The organism is Actinoallomurus rhizosphaericola (genome assembly GCF_024055675.1).
Taxonomy (GTDB): domain Bacteria; phylum Actinomycetota; class Actinomycetes; order Streptosporangiales; family Streptosporangiaceae; genus Actinoallomurus; species Actinoallomurus soli.
In genome coordinates, this window is record NZ_JAMXMW010000001.1 from 689,668 (window position 1) to 705,288 (window position 15,621).

Genomic DNA, 15,621 nt, shown 5'->3' on the forward strand with positions numbered 1-15,621 from the left:
TGGCTTCGAACAGGCCGCCACGGTACGAGCGTGTCCGGATTCACCACAGACCCGCGGCGAGCGCGTACTGGTGACGCATCCGAACGGCAGTCGGCGTCATCTCCTCGCCGCGCGGCCCGCTAGATGACGGCGACGGCGGTGATCAGGCCGATCGTCACCTGCGTCGCGCCGAGGAGCACGGCGGACGGTTCGAGGGCCTCGGCTCGCATGAGCGCCGCCACGTCGACGCGGAACAGCGCCCGGACGATCAAGGCTCCGACCTGCTGGGCCACGATGCCGACGAGGCCCCACACGAGCGTCGCGATCAGACCCTCGCTGAGCCGGCCGCCGGAGGCGTAGATCGAGGAGGCGACGACCAGCCCGACCCCGACGACGCCGCAGACGGCCAGCAGCGCGGCGTTCGTGTTCCGTCCGTGGCGGATGATCGAGGTGAGCCGTCCGGGCGTCGTCACGTCGACCGCGAAGAAGCCGATGAGCAGCAGCACCAGGCCGACGGCCGTGTACGCGGCGATCGCGCCCGCGCCCTTGCCCAGCGCCGTGCCGAAGCCGTCTGAGAACGCCAGGTACATCTGTCTTGTCTCCTTAGCTGTGCGGGAGTCGCGGCTGTGCGGGACCGGCTCCGCCGTCCTCGGGCTCGGCCGGGATGCGGTGCGGGACGAACGACGACGTGTCGTCGGTGATCAGCCCGGACGTCTCGCGGATGCCCAGACCGGCCGCCTCGTCGCCGACGACCCAGGCCCCGAGCACCGGGTGCTCGCCCTCGAAGTCCGGCAGCGGGCAGAACTCCTGGAAGACGTAGCCCTCGGCGCCGTACTCGCCCGGCGTGTCCGCGTGGACGCCGTCCGGCGTGACGATCCGCATGCTCGCGCCCTCCCGCCCCAGCAGCGGCTTCTGGACGTACGAGGTGAGGGAGCCGGGCGTGCCGAGGTAGGCGGGCAGCAGGTTCGGATGGCCGGGGTAGAGCTCCCACAGCAGCACGAGCAGCGCCTTGTTGGACAGGAGCATCTTCCAGATCGGCTCGACCCAGGCGGCCCGCGGCACCTGCCGCCCGAAGGGCTCGCCGACGATCCACTCCCAGGGGTAGAGCTTGCAGAACGCCGCGATGTCGCGGTTCTCCAGGTCGACGAACCGGCTGCGGTCGTGGTGCCAGCCGATGTCCTCCATGGCGATCGCGATCCCCGGGACGCCCGCCTGTTCGGCGGTCTCCTGCAGGTACGCGATCGTCATGACCTCCTCGCCGGTCTCGTCCTCGTTCGTCCAGGCGAAGTGGACGGCCGGACCGCCGGGCAGCCCGGGCGGGCCGGACAGGACCGCCGGGGCGATCTCCTTCCAGCGGTCGACGAGCCGCTCGTGGATGGAGTTCCACTGGTCGTCGTCCGAGTGCGTGTCGCGCACCCAGTACCACTGGATGATCGAGCTCTCCAGCAGGGAGGTCGGGGTGTCGGCGTTGTACTCCAGCAGCTTCGCCGGACCCGAGCCGTCGTACCACAGGTCGAACCGGCCGTACAGGTGCGGGTCGCGGCGCCGCCACGACGCCTCGATCAGCGGCCACACCCACGGCGGGATGCCGAACACCGCGTACCGGCGGGTGCTCACGACGTGCTCCACCGCCGCCAGGCACATCCGGTGCAGCTCCTCGACCGTCTCCTCGAGGGCCAGCACCTCGTCCATCTCGAACGTGTAGTGAACCGACTCGTCCCAGTACGGCCGGGGCAGGTGTCCGGGGTGCGAGGCACGGTGATAGGCCAGCCCCTGCGACTCGACGATCTGATCCCAGCGCTCCCGGGGCACCGAACGCCCGCGCCGCACCGCTCAGCCTCCCCGGGAGCTGCCGCCGTGGTGGCCGAACCCGCCCCGCGAGACGCCGTGGCTGCCGCTGTGGCTGCTGTGGCTGCTGCCACGGGAGATCACGCGGCCGCCGCGCGAGACGATCCGGGGGCCGCGCGGCCGGATGCTCGTGCCGCGGGAGACGTACCCGTTACGGTAGCTGCCGCCGTAGTACCAGTAATAACGCCCGTACGACCCGCCGTTGTCGCAGTAGTAGTCGGGGACGACGCGGTAGGAGCTGTGGACCGGCGCCCAGCTGTCGATGCAGTAGGCGGTCTCGCTACGGTCGGAGCAGCCGACGATGGACAGCGACAGGAGGCTCACCGCGCTCAACTGGACGACACGGGAGCGCATCATCCTGCGCGCGTCCTTTGAGGGCATTTGCGGTCGCGTCTCCGGGGTCGAGAGTGATGACCGGTAAGTCTAGAGCCAAGATCCTTGCGAAAGCACTACCTGATCGGGAAGCTCAGGTACAGATCGGCGGGTTCGGCCACCGACGGCAGATCGCTGACCTGACCGTCGCCGACCTCGACGACCCGCCAGACGCCGTCCTCGCGGCGGGCCAGGTCCGTCGTGATGAACCGGCAGCCCAGCGCGCGTACGCACGGGGCGATCGGGTCCGCCTGCGGGCGCGGGTACCGGTCCGGCGTGTCCGGATGGGGGCCCATCAGCACCGGCTCGCCGTCGACCCACCACACGCGGGCCTCGCCGCCGTCGAACCGCTCGTACTCGCGGACGACGACGCCGCCGGCCAGAGACTCGCCCTGGCGCTCGACGAACCGCGCGACCACGGCGTGCAGCCGCTCCACGTCGGCGAGGTCGGGGATGTAACAGGCCTCGTCCCACTCGTGCTTGCGCGACTTCACGTAGTCCTTCACGATCGCCGGCCCGGACCGCAGCGGGCGTACGAGCTCGGCCAGCTCGTCCGCCGCCGGCGCCGTGCCGGGGGACAGCGGCAGCCACACGCTGGCGGGCGTGACCCCGGCGAACGTGTCGTACCAGCCGGGCAGCTCGTGGGCCTTCTCATAGCCGTCCGGCGGGACGGCGAGGACGACGTCGCGGGCGGCCAGCGCGGCGGCGAGCGCGGCGTACTGCGCCGGCGTGGTCATCCAGCCGCGGTACCACGCGGTCCCCAGGCCGTCGGGCACCCGGCGTACGGCCTCGGCGGCGTCTCCGCGCTGCAGGGCGTCGTGGTCGATGAGCGTGACCGACCCGCCGAGCGCGCGTACGGCCTCGGCCTCCCGGGCGAAGTGCTCGTCGACCCTCCGGGGGTTCAGCGGGTCGGCGCACATGAGGATGGTCACCGGCATGATCCTGTCCCTCAGCGTAGGGCAAGACGCCGTGTCTTTCCCGGGGGAACCGGCGCGTCCGTTCATGATCGAACACGTGTTCGGCTAGAGTGAATGAAGCGACGGCGTTGTCCACAGTGGTGGAGCGGATCCTCGAAAATTGTCGGCGGGTCCCCGTAACGTCGCTTCCGACAACAACAGGCATCGACCCGACAGGGACACCTCACATGGCAGCAAACGATCGCGAGAAGGCCCTCGAAGCGGCGCTCGCGCAGATCGAGAGGCAGTTCGGCAAGGGTTCCGTCATGCGGCTGGGCCAGGAGGGGCGTCCCCCCGTCGAGGTGATCCCGAGCGGTTCGATCGCCCTCGACGTCGCCCTGGGCATCGGCGGCTACCCGCGTGGCCGCGTGGTCGAGATCTACGGTCCGGAGTCCTCCGGTAAGACGTCCCTCGCCCTCCACGCCGTGGCGAGCGCCCAGAAGGCGGGCGGCATCGCGGCGTTCGTGGACGCCGAGCACGCGCTCGACCCGGAGTACGCGAAGAAGATCGGCGTCGACATCGACGCCCTCCTCGTCTCCCAGCCCGACACGGGTGAGCAGGCCCTGGAGATCACCGACATGCTGATCCGCTCCGGCGCGATCGACGTCGTCGTCATCGACTCCGTCGCGGCCCTCGTGCCGCGCGCCGAGATCGAGGGCGAGATGGGCGACAGCCACGTCGGTCTCCAGGCCCGCCTCATGTCCCAGGCCCTCCGCAAGCTCACCGGCGCCATCAACCAGACCAAGACCACAGCGATCTTCATCAACCAGCTGCGGGAAAAGGTCGGCGTCATGTTCGGTTCGCCCGAGACGACCACCGGTGGCAAGGCGCTGAAGTTCTACGCCTCGGTGCGGCTGGACGTGCGGCGGATCGAGACGATGAAGGACGGCACGGACGCGGTCGGAAACCGCACCCGCGTCAAGGTCGTCAAGAACAAGATGGCCCCGCCCTTCAAGGTGGCCGACTTCGACATCCTGTACGGCGTGGGGATCAGCCGCGAGGGCGGCCTGATCGACATGGGCGTCGAGCACGGCTTCGTCCGCAAGTCCGGCGCCTGGTACACCTACGAGAACGACCAGCTCGGCCAGGGCAAGGAGAACGCGCGGCGGTTCCTCAAGGAGAACCCGGACATCGCCGACGAGATCGAGAAGAAGATCAAGGAGAAGCTCGGGGTGGGGCCGCGCCTCGACGCCCCGGCCGAGCCGGCGGGCGCTCCCGCGGCGGCTCCGGCGGCGGCCGTCGCCGCCACGGCGGGCAAGGCGGCACCGGCCAAGCGGGCCGCGAAGACCCCGAAGCCGGGAGACGTGTGATCCCGGGTCGCCCCTCGGCGGGACTGACCGGGGGGCCGGCCCATGAACGCTCCTGAGGGGTGGCGGCGTCCCGCTCCGCGCCGGGCGGACCCCGGCACGGAGATCTTCCCTGGCGACGCCGCCCCCGCTCAGAGGTTCGACCCGACCGACCCGACCAGTCCGGCCGCCTCAACGGCCGCGCAGTCGGGCGAGGGCGCCGCGGAGACGCCGGTCGACGGTGCGGAGGCGTCCGCGGCCGGGAGGTCGGGGCGGCGTGGGCGGAGGCGTGGCCGGGATCGTTCTCCCGAGGGGCCGACGCCGGGCAGTCCGGCGGCGCAGGGACCGCCCGTCGATCCGGAGGCGGTGGCGCGCGAGATCTGCCTGCGGCAACTGTCGTTCTCGCCGAAGACCCGCGCCCAGCTCGCCGACGCGCTGCGCCGCAAGGGCGTGCCCGACGACGTCGCCGAGCGGGTGCTGAGCCGCTACTCCGAGGTCGGGCTGATCGACGACGCGGCGTTCGCCCGCGCCTGGGTCGAGTCCCGCCACGCCGGCCGCGGGCTGGCCCGCCGGGCCCTCGCCGCCGAGCTGCGGCGGCGCGGCGTCGCCGACGAGACGGTCAGCGAGGCCGTGGAGGAGCTGGGCCCCGAGCAGGAGGAGGCGGCGGCCCGCGAGCTGGTCGCCCGAAGGCTGCCCGGCACCCGTGGCCTGGACCCGGTCAAGCGCACCCGGCGGCTCATGGGCATGCTCGCCCGTAAGGGCTACTCCGGTGGCCTCGCCTACCGCGTCGTCCGCGAGGCGCTCGAGGCCGAAGGAGCCGAGGAGCTCCCGGACCTGTCGTTCGACGACTGATCTCGCCTCCGGGCCGTCCGTGGTGCTCCGGCGTTCAGACCGGCGCGTGTATCAAGGCGTGTTCTCGATCGGCTCGAGGTGGACGCGGCCGGTCTCGTCGACCCGCCAGCCGGGGTTGTGGCAGATCTCCCAGACGACGCCGTTCGGGTCGGCGACATGGCCGTGGTAGCCGCCGAACTCCGCGGTCTGCGGGCTCTTGACGAGCGTGCCGCCGGCCTCGACGACGCGCTTCACGGTGGCGTCGACGTCAGCGGGGGTCGCGACGTTCTGAGAGAGGGTGAGGCCGCCGAGTCTCCCGTCGTCCGGCCTGCCTTGCATGTCGGCGACGAACTTCGTCGCCTCGAAGAGGCCGAGGACCAGGCCGGGGGCGATCTGAAAGAAGATGATCTCCCCGGGCACGTCCAGGAGCGGTGTCCAGCCGAGCCCGTCGCGGTAGAAGGCCCGCGCGGCGTCGAGGTCGGGTGTCGACAGGGTGATGAAGTGCGCTTGCTGTTCCATGGTTCCCAGCATGGCGCGGGCGTGGGGAGGCGGTCTTGTACGGATCGGACACGGCCCCTCGGGCGGATCGGGTTCCGGCGGAGAGCACGGTACGGGTGAGCGGGCCCTGTCTGTGCTGACCTTGGGACGTCTGATCTGGGGTGATGGGCGAGTGTCTGTTCGGCGAGGGGTGAACCGCCGGTCGCTTCCGGCCGTTCACCCCTCGCCGATACGCCGGTGGGCTGGTGCCGCGTCGAACGGAACCTCGTTCGTGTAATCGGCCACTCACCACCGCTACGAGAACCCGCACTAGACGGCCTGGGCGGTGGGCAGGATGGTGATCTCGGTGAGGTTGACGTGCCGGGGCACGGCGGCCATGAACGCCACCGTCTCAGCGATGTCGCCGGGCTGCAGGACCTCGATCTGGTCGATGAGATCGGCCATGAGCTTGCTCGCGTCGGGGTCGGTGACGTGGTCGGGTAGTTCGGTGTCGACCATGCCGGGTTCGATGGTGGCCACCCGGATGTTCTTGCGGCCGAGCTCGACGCGCAGCAGCCGGGTCAGCTGGCTGATGTAGGCCTTGGTGCCGGAGTAGACGGAGAACTTCTCGAGGATCCGGGTGGCGGCGATCGAGGAAGTGGTGATCAGGTCGGCCGGTCTTCCTGCCTCGGCGGCGGCGCTCAGGTGGGGCAGGAAGGCACCGATGACGTTCATCACGGCGGTGACGTTGAGATCGATCTGGCGCTGCCAGTCGTCGAACTTCAGCTCGTCGATGGCGGAGATCAGCTGGACGCCGGCGTTGTTGAAGACCAGGTCCGCCTGGCCGAGCTGCTCGGCGACCTGGTCGGCTACGGCGTGCACGGCGTCGCGATCGGTGACGTCGATGGGCAGCGCCACTGCTGTGCCTCCGGCGGCCTGGATGCCCTCGACGACGGCCTCCAGCTTGTCCTTGCGCCGGGCCAGCACGGCGACCTTCGCGCCGAGCTCGGCCAGGCGGTCGGCGGTGGCGGCGCCGATACCGCTGGATGCGCCGGAGACGACCGCCACGCGGCCCGCCAGTGGGGTACCGGTGAGCAGCAGTGCGGACATGACGAGTACCTCCTCATGGGAAGAAAATGGCTTGGGCGGTGCGCGATTCGATTCGGCGGGATGCCGGTTCCCCGCCGGCTCTGGCGACGGGCGGACCCGGTCGGTCAGGCCGCGACGTCCTCGTGGGCGGTGGCGGCGGACTTGTCCCGCCACGGCGCCAGGTCCTGCTCGATCCGGCGCAGCTTCACCTCGAGCCGCTCGAGGGTGTCGGCACCGAGGTAGAGGTGGCCGGGAAGCTTGTCCTGGCAGGTGACCTCGTAGATCAGCGCGGCGCCCTTGACCGGGTCGCCGAGCTGGGTGTGGTTGGCGGTGCCGGCCCAGTCCAGGGTGACGTGCGCGGGAGTGCCGTCGTATGCGTCGATGCGCTGAGCGGCGGTGGACAGGGAACTGGTGTCGAGGAAGTCGGTGCGGAAGACGCCGGGCTCGACGACCATGCACTGGACGCCGAACGGCTCCAGTTCCGCGGAGAGCGCTTCGCTGATGCCGGCCACGGCGAACTTGGAGGCGGAGTACATGCTCACCCCCGGTTCGCCCTCGAACCCGGAGCGGGACCCGATGTTGACGATCTTGCCGTGGCCCGCAGCACGCATTCCCGGCAGGACGGCGCGCGTGACGTTGATCAGTCCGAAGACGTTGAGGTCGAACAGGGAACGCGCCTCGGCGTCGGTGATCTCCTCCAGCGCCCCCAGCAGACCCCGGCCCGCGTTGTTGACCAGGACATCGATCGCACCGAAGCGCGCGATGGCCGCGTCGACGGCTCGGGTGACCTGCTCGCCACGGGTGACGTCGAGGGGGACACCGAGCACCCGGCCGGACTGCTTGAGGTCGTCCGGCAGGCCGTCCGGATTACGGGCGGCCGCCACCACGGCGTCACCGCCCGCCACGGCGGCGCGAGCGATCTGCAGGCCGAGTCCCCGGGAAGCGCCGGTGATGAACCACGTGGACATGGAACGACTCCTTCATGTGGATGACGAAAGACCGGACCTGATCGCGAAAAGCACGTCCCGCATCCGGCCCTACTTCCACTGAACCAGCCTCAAGGGGCGAGAACAGGCGTCAAAAGGGCCCTGGCGATCGGGGGAATGACTGGGCCACCCTCACGGGTTATCGCTCCGCGAAAATGGACAAGACTTGATTGCCATGGACCGTGACCACGCCAGCGCATCCCTGGCGGATTTCCTGCGCTCGGCCCGCTCCCGCCTCAGCCCGCACGAGGCCGGACTCGACGAGCCGGTCCTCGGCCGACGCCGCGTGTCCGGACTGCGACGCGAGGAGTTGGCCCAGCTGGCCGGGGTGAGCGTGGACTACTACACACGCCTGGAACAAGGCCGCAGCCGCAGCGCCTCCCCCGAGGTCATCGACGCACTCGCCACCGCGCTGCACCTCACCGACGCCGAGCGCGACCACCTGCTCACCCTCGCGCGTCCGATGCCCGCCCGGCGGAGACGCCGCCCGCGCCCGCAACGCGTCGATCCCGCCACCTGGCGACTGCTGGACACGCTGGAGACGGCGTACCGGCCCGCCTTCATCCTCGGCCGTCGCCTCGACGTCCTCGCCCACAACCGGCTCGCCGGACGTCTGATCACCGACTTCCGGGCCCTGCCCGCGGCCGAGCGCAACCAGGCGCGTTTCGTGTTCCTGGACCCCCACGCCCGCGAGCTGTACAAGGACTGGGCCACCGTCGCCGCCGACACGGCCGCCATGCTCCGCCTCGACGCGGGCCGCCACCCCGACGACCCCGCCCTGAGCGCCCTCGTCGGCGACCTGTCCATCCGCAGCGAGGAATTCCGCCGCTATTGGGCCGACTACAAAGTCCACCGGCGCACGACCGGCACCAAGGACTACCGCCATCCTCTCGTCGGCGACCTCACCATCACCTATCAGGCCCTCACACCCGCCAACGACCCCGATCAGATCTTGTTCATCTACGACACCGACCCCGGCAGCCCATCCGAGACATCACTCCATCTGCTCGCCCAGTGGAACGAGCGGGCGGCCGACCAGCACATTTCCCGAGACAGGTCCGGACGGGCCGAAACGGCAGACTGAACTTCGTGGCGTGGTGGTACCCGGTGGCGCCGAACGCGGCCAAGCCGCCGGGCGAGGAGACGTCCACGATGCGGCCGCTGCGCCGGGTCCTCGATCGTCGAGGCCGGGCCTCGACGGGATGATGAGGCGTGCTCGCTCTTCCATGCCCCCCGGCATGGCGCGGGTATGGGGAGGCGGTCTTGAACGGATCGGACACGGCGTCCTTGGGGCGATCGGGCACGGCATCTTCGGGCGGATCGGGCACGGCGTCGCTCTACCGTGAGCTCGCCCCCGCGGAGCCGCACGCGTTCGTGCGGTGTTGGTGGGAGCAGAGCGTCGACGAGCGGGTGGACGGCTACGTGCAGCGGGTGCTGCCGGACGCCTGTGCGGACGTGATCGTCTCCGCGGACGGCAACGCGATCGTCGTGGGGCCCGCGACGGAGCACGTCCTGCCGCGGCTGCGCGGTGGGGAGTGCCTGCGGGGCCTGCGCATCCGTACGGCCGCGATCGGCACGGTGCTCGGCCTGCCGGCGCAGGAACTGCGCGACCTCCAGGTGCCGCTCGGCGAGGTGTTCCCGGCCGCCGAGGCCGGGCGGATCACGGACGCCGTATGGCGCGGTCGGCCCTGGCCGGCCGCCGTAGACCGGCCGGTGGACCGGCGGGCCGAGTACGCCGTCGATCGTCTCCTGCGGATCGGAGCGCGGGTGGCCGACGTCGCGGGGGAGGCCGGCCTCTCCGAGCGCCAGTTGCGCCGGTTGATCCTGGCCCGGACCGGCCTGGAACCCCGCACGCTACGGCGCGTGGCGCGCCTCCAGCGCTTCCTGACGCTGTCCGACCGGGTTCCAATGCCGCCCAGCCCGGTTCATGCGCCGGCCGACCTGGTCCGTACGCCGCCGGGCCAGGTTCATGCGCCGACCGGCCAGGTTCGCGCGCCGGCCGGCCCGGTCCGCGCGCCGGCCGACCGGCTTCGTGCGCGGACTGACCCGGTCCGGCCCCGGCCCGGCGAGGCCGGGCCGGGGTGGTCGCTGGCCGGGCTGGCGGTCGCCGCCGGATACGCCGATCAGGCGCACCTGAGCCGGGAAGTACGCGCCCTGGCGGGGCTGACGCCGTCAGCGCTGCTGGCCGAGCGCGGTCGCATCACTGCTCGCTGCCCGGAAGGGCGCGATCACCACCAGTCCAGCAGGTATTCGCCGTTGGAGACCTGAGGGCAGGAGAACCCGTGCAGCCCGCCCATCTGAGCGTAGAAGTTCCCGGCGTATACGCAGTCGGTGTACGTCGGATACGTCAAGCCGTGCCGGGGGGTGATGTCCGCGGACGCGGCTCCCGCGCCCGAGAGGGAGAGCACCGTCGCCGCGGCGGCCACGCCGGCGGCGATGCCCAGTTTCCCAAGAACACTTCGTTGCATCGGCATGTGCCCGTCGCTACGCCCTTCTCGTCCGCCGACACCCGCCGCACGCCGCCCTCCGGAGGCGGGGGAGGCACCGGCTCGGTGACACGGGCATGACTGCCGGCGTTGACCGGGGGTGCTCCTCTCCTCACAGTCGACGACGGCGGTGACCCGCTCACCCTCCGGCCCGGCCCTGACATGGACCGTTACAAGGAAGATCTAGCGAATCGTCCGGATCGTGGGGTCTTTTCTTGCCCATTACCTCTTGGCCGCTTACGGTTACGGCAGTGAGGTGTTACTCCGCGCAGTGCGGATTTCCATAGGACTGACCGCGTTCGACCAGCTGAAAGGTGTTGTGCCCGGCTCTCGCGGCCGGTGGTTCGCATAGCAGGGTTCTGGAGCACTCCGGAGCCCGTCTGACCGTGCGCGTCCGGCGGCTGCCGGGGGTGCTGGTCGCGGCCGTCCCGGGACCGTACGGCGTGCCCGTAACGCCTCGCGTCGCCGACATCAGGGCCTCCTGGTGCCGCAGCGTCGAGGAGAGGGGTCAGTGCCGTGATCTACGTCGTGACAGGTGCGGCACTGGTGGTCATCCTGGCGCTGGTCGTCCTGGTCCTCGTCGTGCTCCGCCGCCTCGACACCGCCGCGCGCAGGGTCGCGGCCGACGAGGAGCAGGCGGAGGCACAGCGGGGCGCCGACGAGATCGTCGCCAAGGCCCGGGCCGATGCCCAGGAGATCCTCGGCGAGGCCGAGGTGAGGGCCCGTGAGGTGTCCGCGGCGGCGCGGTCCGAGGTCGAGGACGAGATCAGGTCGCTGAAGGAGGACCTGCGGGCGCTGCGCGAGGACCTCGAACGCCGCGAGGCCCGGCTCGCCGAGCGCGAGCACCGGCTGGACGACGAGGTGCGCCGCCTGGAGGAGCGGGCCCGCGAGCTGGCCGACGCCAAGCAGGCGCTGAAGGAGCGGCGGGCCGCCCTGGACCGGCTCGACGACGAGCGCAAGAGCGTGCTGGAGCAGGCCGCCGGTCTCACCGCCGACCAGGCCAAGACCGAACTCGTCTCCCTGATCGAGAACCAGGCCAAGCGCGAGGCCGCGCTGATCACGCGGGAGATCGAGAACGAGGCGCGTGACGAGGGTGAGAAGCGCGCCCGCAAGATCGTGACCCTGGCGATCCAGCGGGTCGCGAGCGAGCAGACCGCCGAGTCGGTCGTGTCGGTGCTGCACCTGCCCAGCGACGAGATGAAGGGCCGGATCATCGGCCGCGAGGGCCGGAACATCCGTTCCTTCGAGACGACGACCGGCGTGAACCTCATCATCGACGACACGCCGGAGGCCGTGCTGCTCAGCTGCTTCGATCCCGTACGCCGGGAGGTCGGCCGGCTGACGCTGGAGAAGCTGGTCCTCGACGGCCGCATCCACCCGCAGCGGATCGAGGAGATCTACGAGCACAGCAAGGCCGAGGTCGAGCAGCGCTGCGTGCGCGCCGGCGAGGACGCCCTGATGGAGCTGGGGCTCACCGACATGCACCCCGAGCTGATCACGTTGCTGGGCCGCCTGCGGTACCGGACGTCGTACGGGCAGAACGTACTGGCGCACCTGATCGAGTCGGCGCATCTGGCCGGGATCATGGCGGCCGAGCTGAAGCTGCCGGTTCCGCTGCTGAAGCGGTGCACGCTGCTGCACGACATCGGCAAGGCGCTGACGCACGAGGTCGAGGGCAGCCACGCGCTGATCGGCGCGGAGATCGCCCGGCGGTACGGCGAGGACGAGGACGTCGTGCACGCCATCGAGGCGCACCACAACGAGGTCGAGGTGCGCACCGTCGAGGCGGTGCTCACCCAGGCGGCGGACGCGATCAGCGGCGGCCGCCCGGGCGCGCGGCGCGAGTCGCTGGAGGCGTACGTCAAGCGGCTCGAACGGCTCGAGGAGATCGCGGCCACCCGCGAGGGCGTCGAGAAGGTCTTCGCCATGCAGGCCGGCCGGGAGATCCGGGTGATGGTGCGGCCCGACTCGGTCGATGACCTGCAGGCGCAGGTCATCGCGCACGACATCGCCAAGCAGGTCGAGGAGGAGCTGACCTACCCGGGTCAGATCCGGATCACCGTGGTCCGCGAGTCGCGGGCCACGGAGTTCGCCCGCTGAGCGACCGCCGGTCCGTCACGACGCCGTCTCCGCCTCCTCCGGAGCGGCGGCCGGCTCCTCGGCCGAGCCGGCCGGCGAACCGACGGTGAGCTCGATCGGCGCGACGTCCTTCGGCTCGAACCCGAGCGTCTGCCCGTAGAAGGCGAGCTCGGCCTCCAGGCAGGCGATGACGGTGTCCGCCCGCCGGAACCCGTGCGACTCTCCCTCGAACGTCAGGTACGCGTACGGCGTCCGCTTGCTCGCCATCGCCTCGGCGAACCGCTCGGACTGCGGTGGGGAGACGATCGGGTCGTCCAGTCCCTGCAGGAGCAGCACCGGGCAGGCGACCTCCGACGCCCGGGCGATGGGGGAGCGCTCCTCGTACGTGCGCTCGAAACCGGGGATCGGCCCGATCAGCCCGTACAGGTACGTCGATTCGAAATCGTGGGTCTCCTTGAGCCAGTTCTGCGGGTCGGAGATGCCGAAGTAGGAGGTGCCCGCCTTGAACAGGTCCGTGTGGGTGACCGCGCACAGCGTCGTCCAGCCGCCGGCGCTGCCGCCGCGGATGGCCAGCCGTGCGGGGTCGGCGGCGCCGCCGCGGACCAGTGCCTCGGCGGCGGCGATGCTGTCCTCGACGTCCACGATCCCCCACTGGCGGCGCAGCCGTTCGCGGTAGACGCGGCCGTAGCCGCTGGATCCGCCGTAGTTCACGTCGACGACGCCGACGCCCCGGCTGGTGAAGTAGGCGATCTCCAGGTCCAGCACGCTCGTGCCATGATCGGTCGGGCCGCCGTGCACGAACACGACGTACGGCGGCAGCTCGCCCTCGGGGGCCTGGAACGCCGGGTTGGACGGCGGGTACACGTAGGCGTGCACGGGGCGCCCGAACGGCCCCTCGAGCTCCTGGGCGCGCGGCAGCGGCAGGTAGGCCGCCTCGGGCGGGGAGTCCAGTTCGCTGCGGAGCACCTTGGCCTCGCCGCTGTCGGCGTCGATCACGACCACCGACCAGGGGATGTCGGGCGCGCCGGCGACGCCCACGATGCTCGTCCCGTCGGCGGACAGCTGGGGCTTCCAGTCGGTGTAGGGCAGGTCGAAGTCGACGAGGTCGGCCGTCTCGGGGTCGTACAGACCGAGCCGCTGGTCGCCCTGGCCGTGCAGCACGGCGATGCGACCGTCGTCCAGGACGGCGTACGGGCGGCCGCCCAGCTGCCACAGCGGCCCGGCGAACTCCTCCTCGGCCGGGTACAGCGCCTGGGGCGACTCCCCGTGCAGGCCGACCTCGTACAGGTTCCACCAGCCCGGCCAGTCGGACACGACGTACAGCCGGGACTCGCTCAGCCACGTGGGCGCGAGCGCCGACTCGCTCAGGCCGCCCTTGACCGGCCGCGGAGCGTCCAGCGCGCCCGTCTCGTCGAACGCGGCGACCCGCACCTCGGTGCCGTCCCACGGCATCCGCGGGTGGCTCCACTGCATCCAGGCGAGGTGGCCGCCCTCCGGGGACGGGGTGGGGAAGGCGTAGAAGTCGGCGCCGCTGACGAGCTCGCGGATCGCCGCGGCGTCCTCGGCGGCGCTGCCGTCGACGGGGACCGCGACGATCGCCCGGCGTACGCCCGCGGTGGTGTGGCCCTCGCAGACGCACCAGACGTGCCGGCCGTCGGGGGACAGCGCGAAGTCGGCGTAGCGCAGGCCGGCGGGCTGCGCCGGTTCGGGGGTCAGCGGGCGGGGCAGCTCGCCGGGGGTGAGGCGGTAGAGCCGCTGGTCCTCGTAGTTGGCGAAGACCACGTCGCCGTCGGGGAGGGGGAGGTAGGACCGCCCGCCGTACTCGTGCACACGGGTACGGGCGTCCCACGGCGCGGGCAGCAGATCCACTCCGGACCGCACGATCGTGGTCCGGCCGCCCTTCTCCGGGCGGGTCTCCTGCCACCACACTCGATCACCGTGGACGGTGGGGTAACTGAGTCGCAGGCGCGCGCGGGCCACGTCGGCGGCGGAGATCGGAGAGGACCAGGATCCATAGGGGGCGGTAGCGCGAGCGGTCATATCGGAATCGTCTCGCAAACAGGACGCCGATGGGACCTCGACCCGAGACTTGACCCCGCCGGACATCGCGCCGTGTGGCCGGGAGGACACGAAACGGGCCGGTGGAATTCCACCGGCCCGTTCGGGTGCTCGCGCGGTCGGGTCAAGGACGTCCCGGACGCGTCGCCGACCAGGCCGAGAACGTCCTCGACAACCTCGCCGGCCGGGCCCAGGATCGTCCCGGAGACTTCGGCGGTCAGGCCGAGGACATCCCCGAGACCTCGCCGGTCAGGCCCGCCCCGGGGACCGTGCTCGCGTCGATCGGCTTGGCGGAGCTCTTGCGGCTGCGCCGGCTGCGCTTCTCCAGCCACGTGGCCAGGTAGCTGAGCGCGAGGTTCATCGCGATGTAGATCAGCGCGATGACGATCGCGGCCGGGATGAGGTTGCCGTACTGGGTGGGGATCTGCCGGTACCCCGTGTTCAGCAGGTCCTCGTACGAGATGATCCAGCCCAGCGCCGAGTCCTTCAGCAGGACGACCAGCTGACTGACGATCGCGGGCATCATCGCGGTGGTCGCCTGCGGGATGAGGATCAGCCGCATCACGCCGCTCTTGCGCAGGCCGATCGCGTAGGCCGCCTCCGACTGCCCGCGGGGCACCGCGTTGATGCCGGCGCGGAAGATCTCCGCCAGCACCGAGCCGTTGTAGAGCATCAGCGAGACGACCAGCGCGGTGAACGCGGTCACCTGGGGGAACTCGCGGTTCAGCGCGTTCGCGATCGTCGGTGGGCCGCTGAAGACGAAGAAGATGAGGATCAGCAGCGGGATGGCGCGGAAGAACTCCACGACCGCTCCGGCCGGGATTCTGATCCACCGGTGGTCGGACATCCGGCCGAGCCCGAACACCACTCCGAAGAGCAGCGCCAGGACGGCTCCGGCCAGCGCCGCCTTCAGCGTGCCGCCGATGCCGGGGAAGATGTAGTCCGACCAGGTCGATCCCTTGATGAACGGCTTCCAGAGCCTGCCCTGGAGCTGGCCCTCCTTGTCGAGCCTGGCGATGACGACGTAGATGATCGCGAGGATGACGATCGCCGAGATCAGCGTCAGGATGTTGTGCCGCATCCGCGCCTTGGGACCCGGCGCGTCGAACAGGACGGACGACTGCCGCTTCCTGGCGCGCGGGGGCGCCGGCTCGGTCTCCGTCACGGTGCTCAT

At 71.0% G+C, this 15,621-nt stretch carries 15 protein-coding genes; 5 read left to right on the forward strand and 10 right to left on the reverse strand.

What is annotated here, in order from left to right:
- Positions 1 to 119 precede the first annotated feature (119 nt).
- The 4 genes from NE234_RS03285 to NE234_RS03300 all read right to left on the reverse strand — a co-directional run bounded on the left by NE234_RS03285 (position 120) and on the right by NE234_RS03300 (position 3,137).
- Positions 120 to 569 carry a DUF350 domain-containing protein gene (locus tag NE234_RS03285; protein WP_252776870.1) on the reverse strand — a complete coding sequence of 150 codons (450 nt, stop codon included), beginning with the start codon at positions 567 to 569 and terminating at the stop codon, positions 120 to 122.
- A 13-nt stretch (positions 570 to 582) separates the two neighbouring features.
- Positions 583 to 1,809 carry a glutathionylspermidine synthase family protein gene (locus NE234_RS03290; RefSeq protein WP_252776872.1) on the reverse strand — a complete coding sequence of 409 codons (1,227 nt, stop codon included), beginning with the start codon at positions 1,807 to 1,809 and terminating at the stop codon, positions 583 to 585.
- Positions 1,810 to 1,812: 3 nt separating this feature from the next.
- Positions 1,813 to 2,184: a hypothetical protein gene (locus tag NE234_RS03295; RefSeq protein WP_252776874.1), complete on the reverse strand. Its 372-nt coding sequence runs from the start codon at positions 2,182 to 2,184 to the stop codon at positions 1,813 to 1,815.
- 92 nt (positions 2,185 to 2,276) lie between these two features.
- Positions 2,277 to 3,137: an ATP-grasp domain-containing protein gene (locus tag NE234_RS03300; protein ID WP_252776876.1), complete on the reverse strand. Its 861-nt coding sequence runs from the start codon at positions 3,135 to 3,137 to the stop codon at positions 2,277 to 2,279.
- A 206-nt stretch (positions 3,138 to 3,343) separates the two neighbouring features.
- On the opposite strand from NE234_RS03300, the gene recA reads away from it, so the two are divergent.
- Positions 3,344 to 4,465 (forward strand): recombinase RecA, encoded by a 1,122-nt coding sequence (recA, locus tag NE234_RS03305; protein ID WP_252776891.1) that lies wholly within the window; start codon positions 3,344 to 3,346, stop codon positions 4,463 to 4,465.
- A 42-nt stretch (positions 4,466 to 4,507) separates the two neighbouring features.
- A complete protein-coding gene (gene recX / locus NE234_RS03310) occupies positions 4,508 to 5,293 on the forward strand; it encodes a recombination regulator RecX (RefSeq protein ID WP_252776899.1) in 786 nt (261 codons plus the stop codon).
- Between the two features lie 51 nt (positions 5,294 to 5,344).
- On the opposite strand, the gene NE234_RS03315 is transcribed toward recX, so the two are convergent.
- From NE234_RS03315 to NE234_RS03325, 3 genes are all read right to left on the reverse strand, one after another.
- The gene (locus NE234_RS03315) at positions 5,345 to 5,791 is read right to left on the reverse strand and encodes a VOC family protein (RefSeq protein WP_252776901.1); all 447 of its coding nucleotides are present in this window, start codon (positions 5,789 to 5,791) and stop codon (positions 5,345 to 5,347) included.
- 288 nt (positions 5,792 to 6,079) lie between these two features.
- Positions 6,080 to 6,859 (reverse strand): SDR family oxidoreductase, encoded by a 780-nt coding sequence (locus tag NE234_RS03320; RefSeq protein ID WP_252776903.1) that lies wholly within the window; start codon positions 6,857 to 6,859, stop codon positions 6,080 to 6,082.
- Positions 6,860 to 6,963: 104 nt separating this feature from the next.
- Positions 6,964 to 7,806, reverse strand: a complete 843-nt coding sequence (locus NE234_RS03325) for an SDR family NAD(P)-dependent oxidoreductase (protein ID WP_252776913.1) — start codon at positions 7,804 to 7,806, stop codon at positions 6,964 to 6,966.
- Between the two features lie 193 nt (positions 7,807 to 7,999).
- Here NE234_RS03325 and NE234_RS03330 point away from each other — a divergent pair, with 193 nt between their 5' ends.
- The gene (locus tag NE234_RS03330; RefSeq protein ID WP_252776916.1) at positions 8,000 to 8,908 is read left to right on the forward strand and encodes a helix-turn-helix transcriptional regulator; all 909 of its coding nucleotides are present in this window, start codon (positions 8,000 to 8,002) and stop codon (positions 8,906 to 8,908) included.
- 179 nt (positions 8,909 to 9,087) lie between these two features.
- Positions 9,088 to 10,092, forward strand: coding sequence for a DUF6597 domain-containing transcriptional factor (locus NE234_RS03335; RefSeq protein WP_252776918.1), 1,005 nt, complete (start codon positions 9,088 to 9,090; stop codon positions 10,090 to 10,092).
- Here the strand turns inward: NE234_RS03335 and NE234_RS03340 are convergent.
- Entirely contained in the window at positions 10,053 to 10,298 is a 246-nt protein-coding gene (locus NE234_RS03340; RefSeq protein ID WP_252776921.1) for a hypothetical protein, read from the reverse strand. The two genes, NE234_RS03335 and NE234_RS03340, sit on opposite strands and share 40 nt — an antisense overlap.
- Positions 10,299 to 10,838: 540 nt before the next feature.
- Between NE234_RS03340 and rny the strand changes: the two genes are divergently transcribed.
- On the forward strand, positions 10,839 to 12,410 hold the full coding sequence (gene rny, locus NE234_RS03345; protein WP_406566933.1) for a ribonuclease Y: 1,572 nt from the start codon (positions 10,839 to 10,841) through the stop codon (positions 12,408 to 12,410).
- Between the two features lie 15 nt (positions 12,411 to 12,425).
- Here rny and NE234_RS03350 read toward each other — a convergent pair whose 3' ends face one another.
- Together NE234_RS03350 and NE234_RS03355 are read right to left on the reverse strand one after the other, a co-directional pair.
- Positions 12,426 to 14,429: a S9 family peptidase gene (locus NE234_RS03350; protein ID WP_252776933.1), complete on the reverse strand. Its 2,004-nt coding sequence runs from the start codon at positions 14,427 to 14,429 to the stop codon at positions 12,426 to 12,428.
- Between the two features lie 235 nt (positions 14,430 to 14,664).
- The gene (locus tag NE234_RS03355; protein ID WP_252776935.1) at positions 14,665 to 15,621 is read right to left on the reverse strand and encodes an amino acid ABC transporter permease; all 957 of its coding nucleotides are present in this window, start codon (positions 15,619 to 15,621) and stop codon (positions 14,665 to 14,667) included.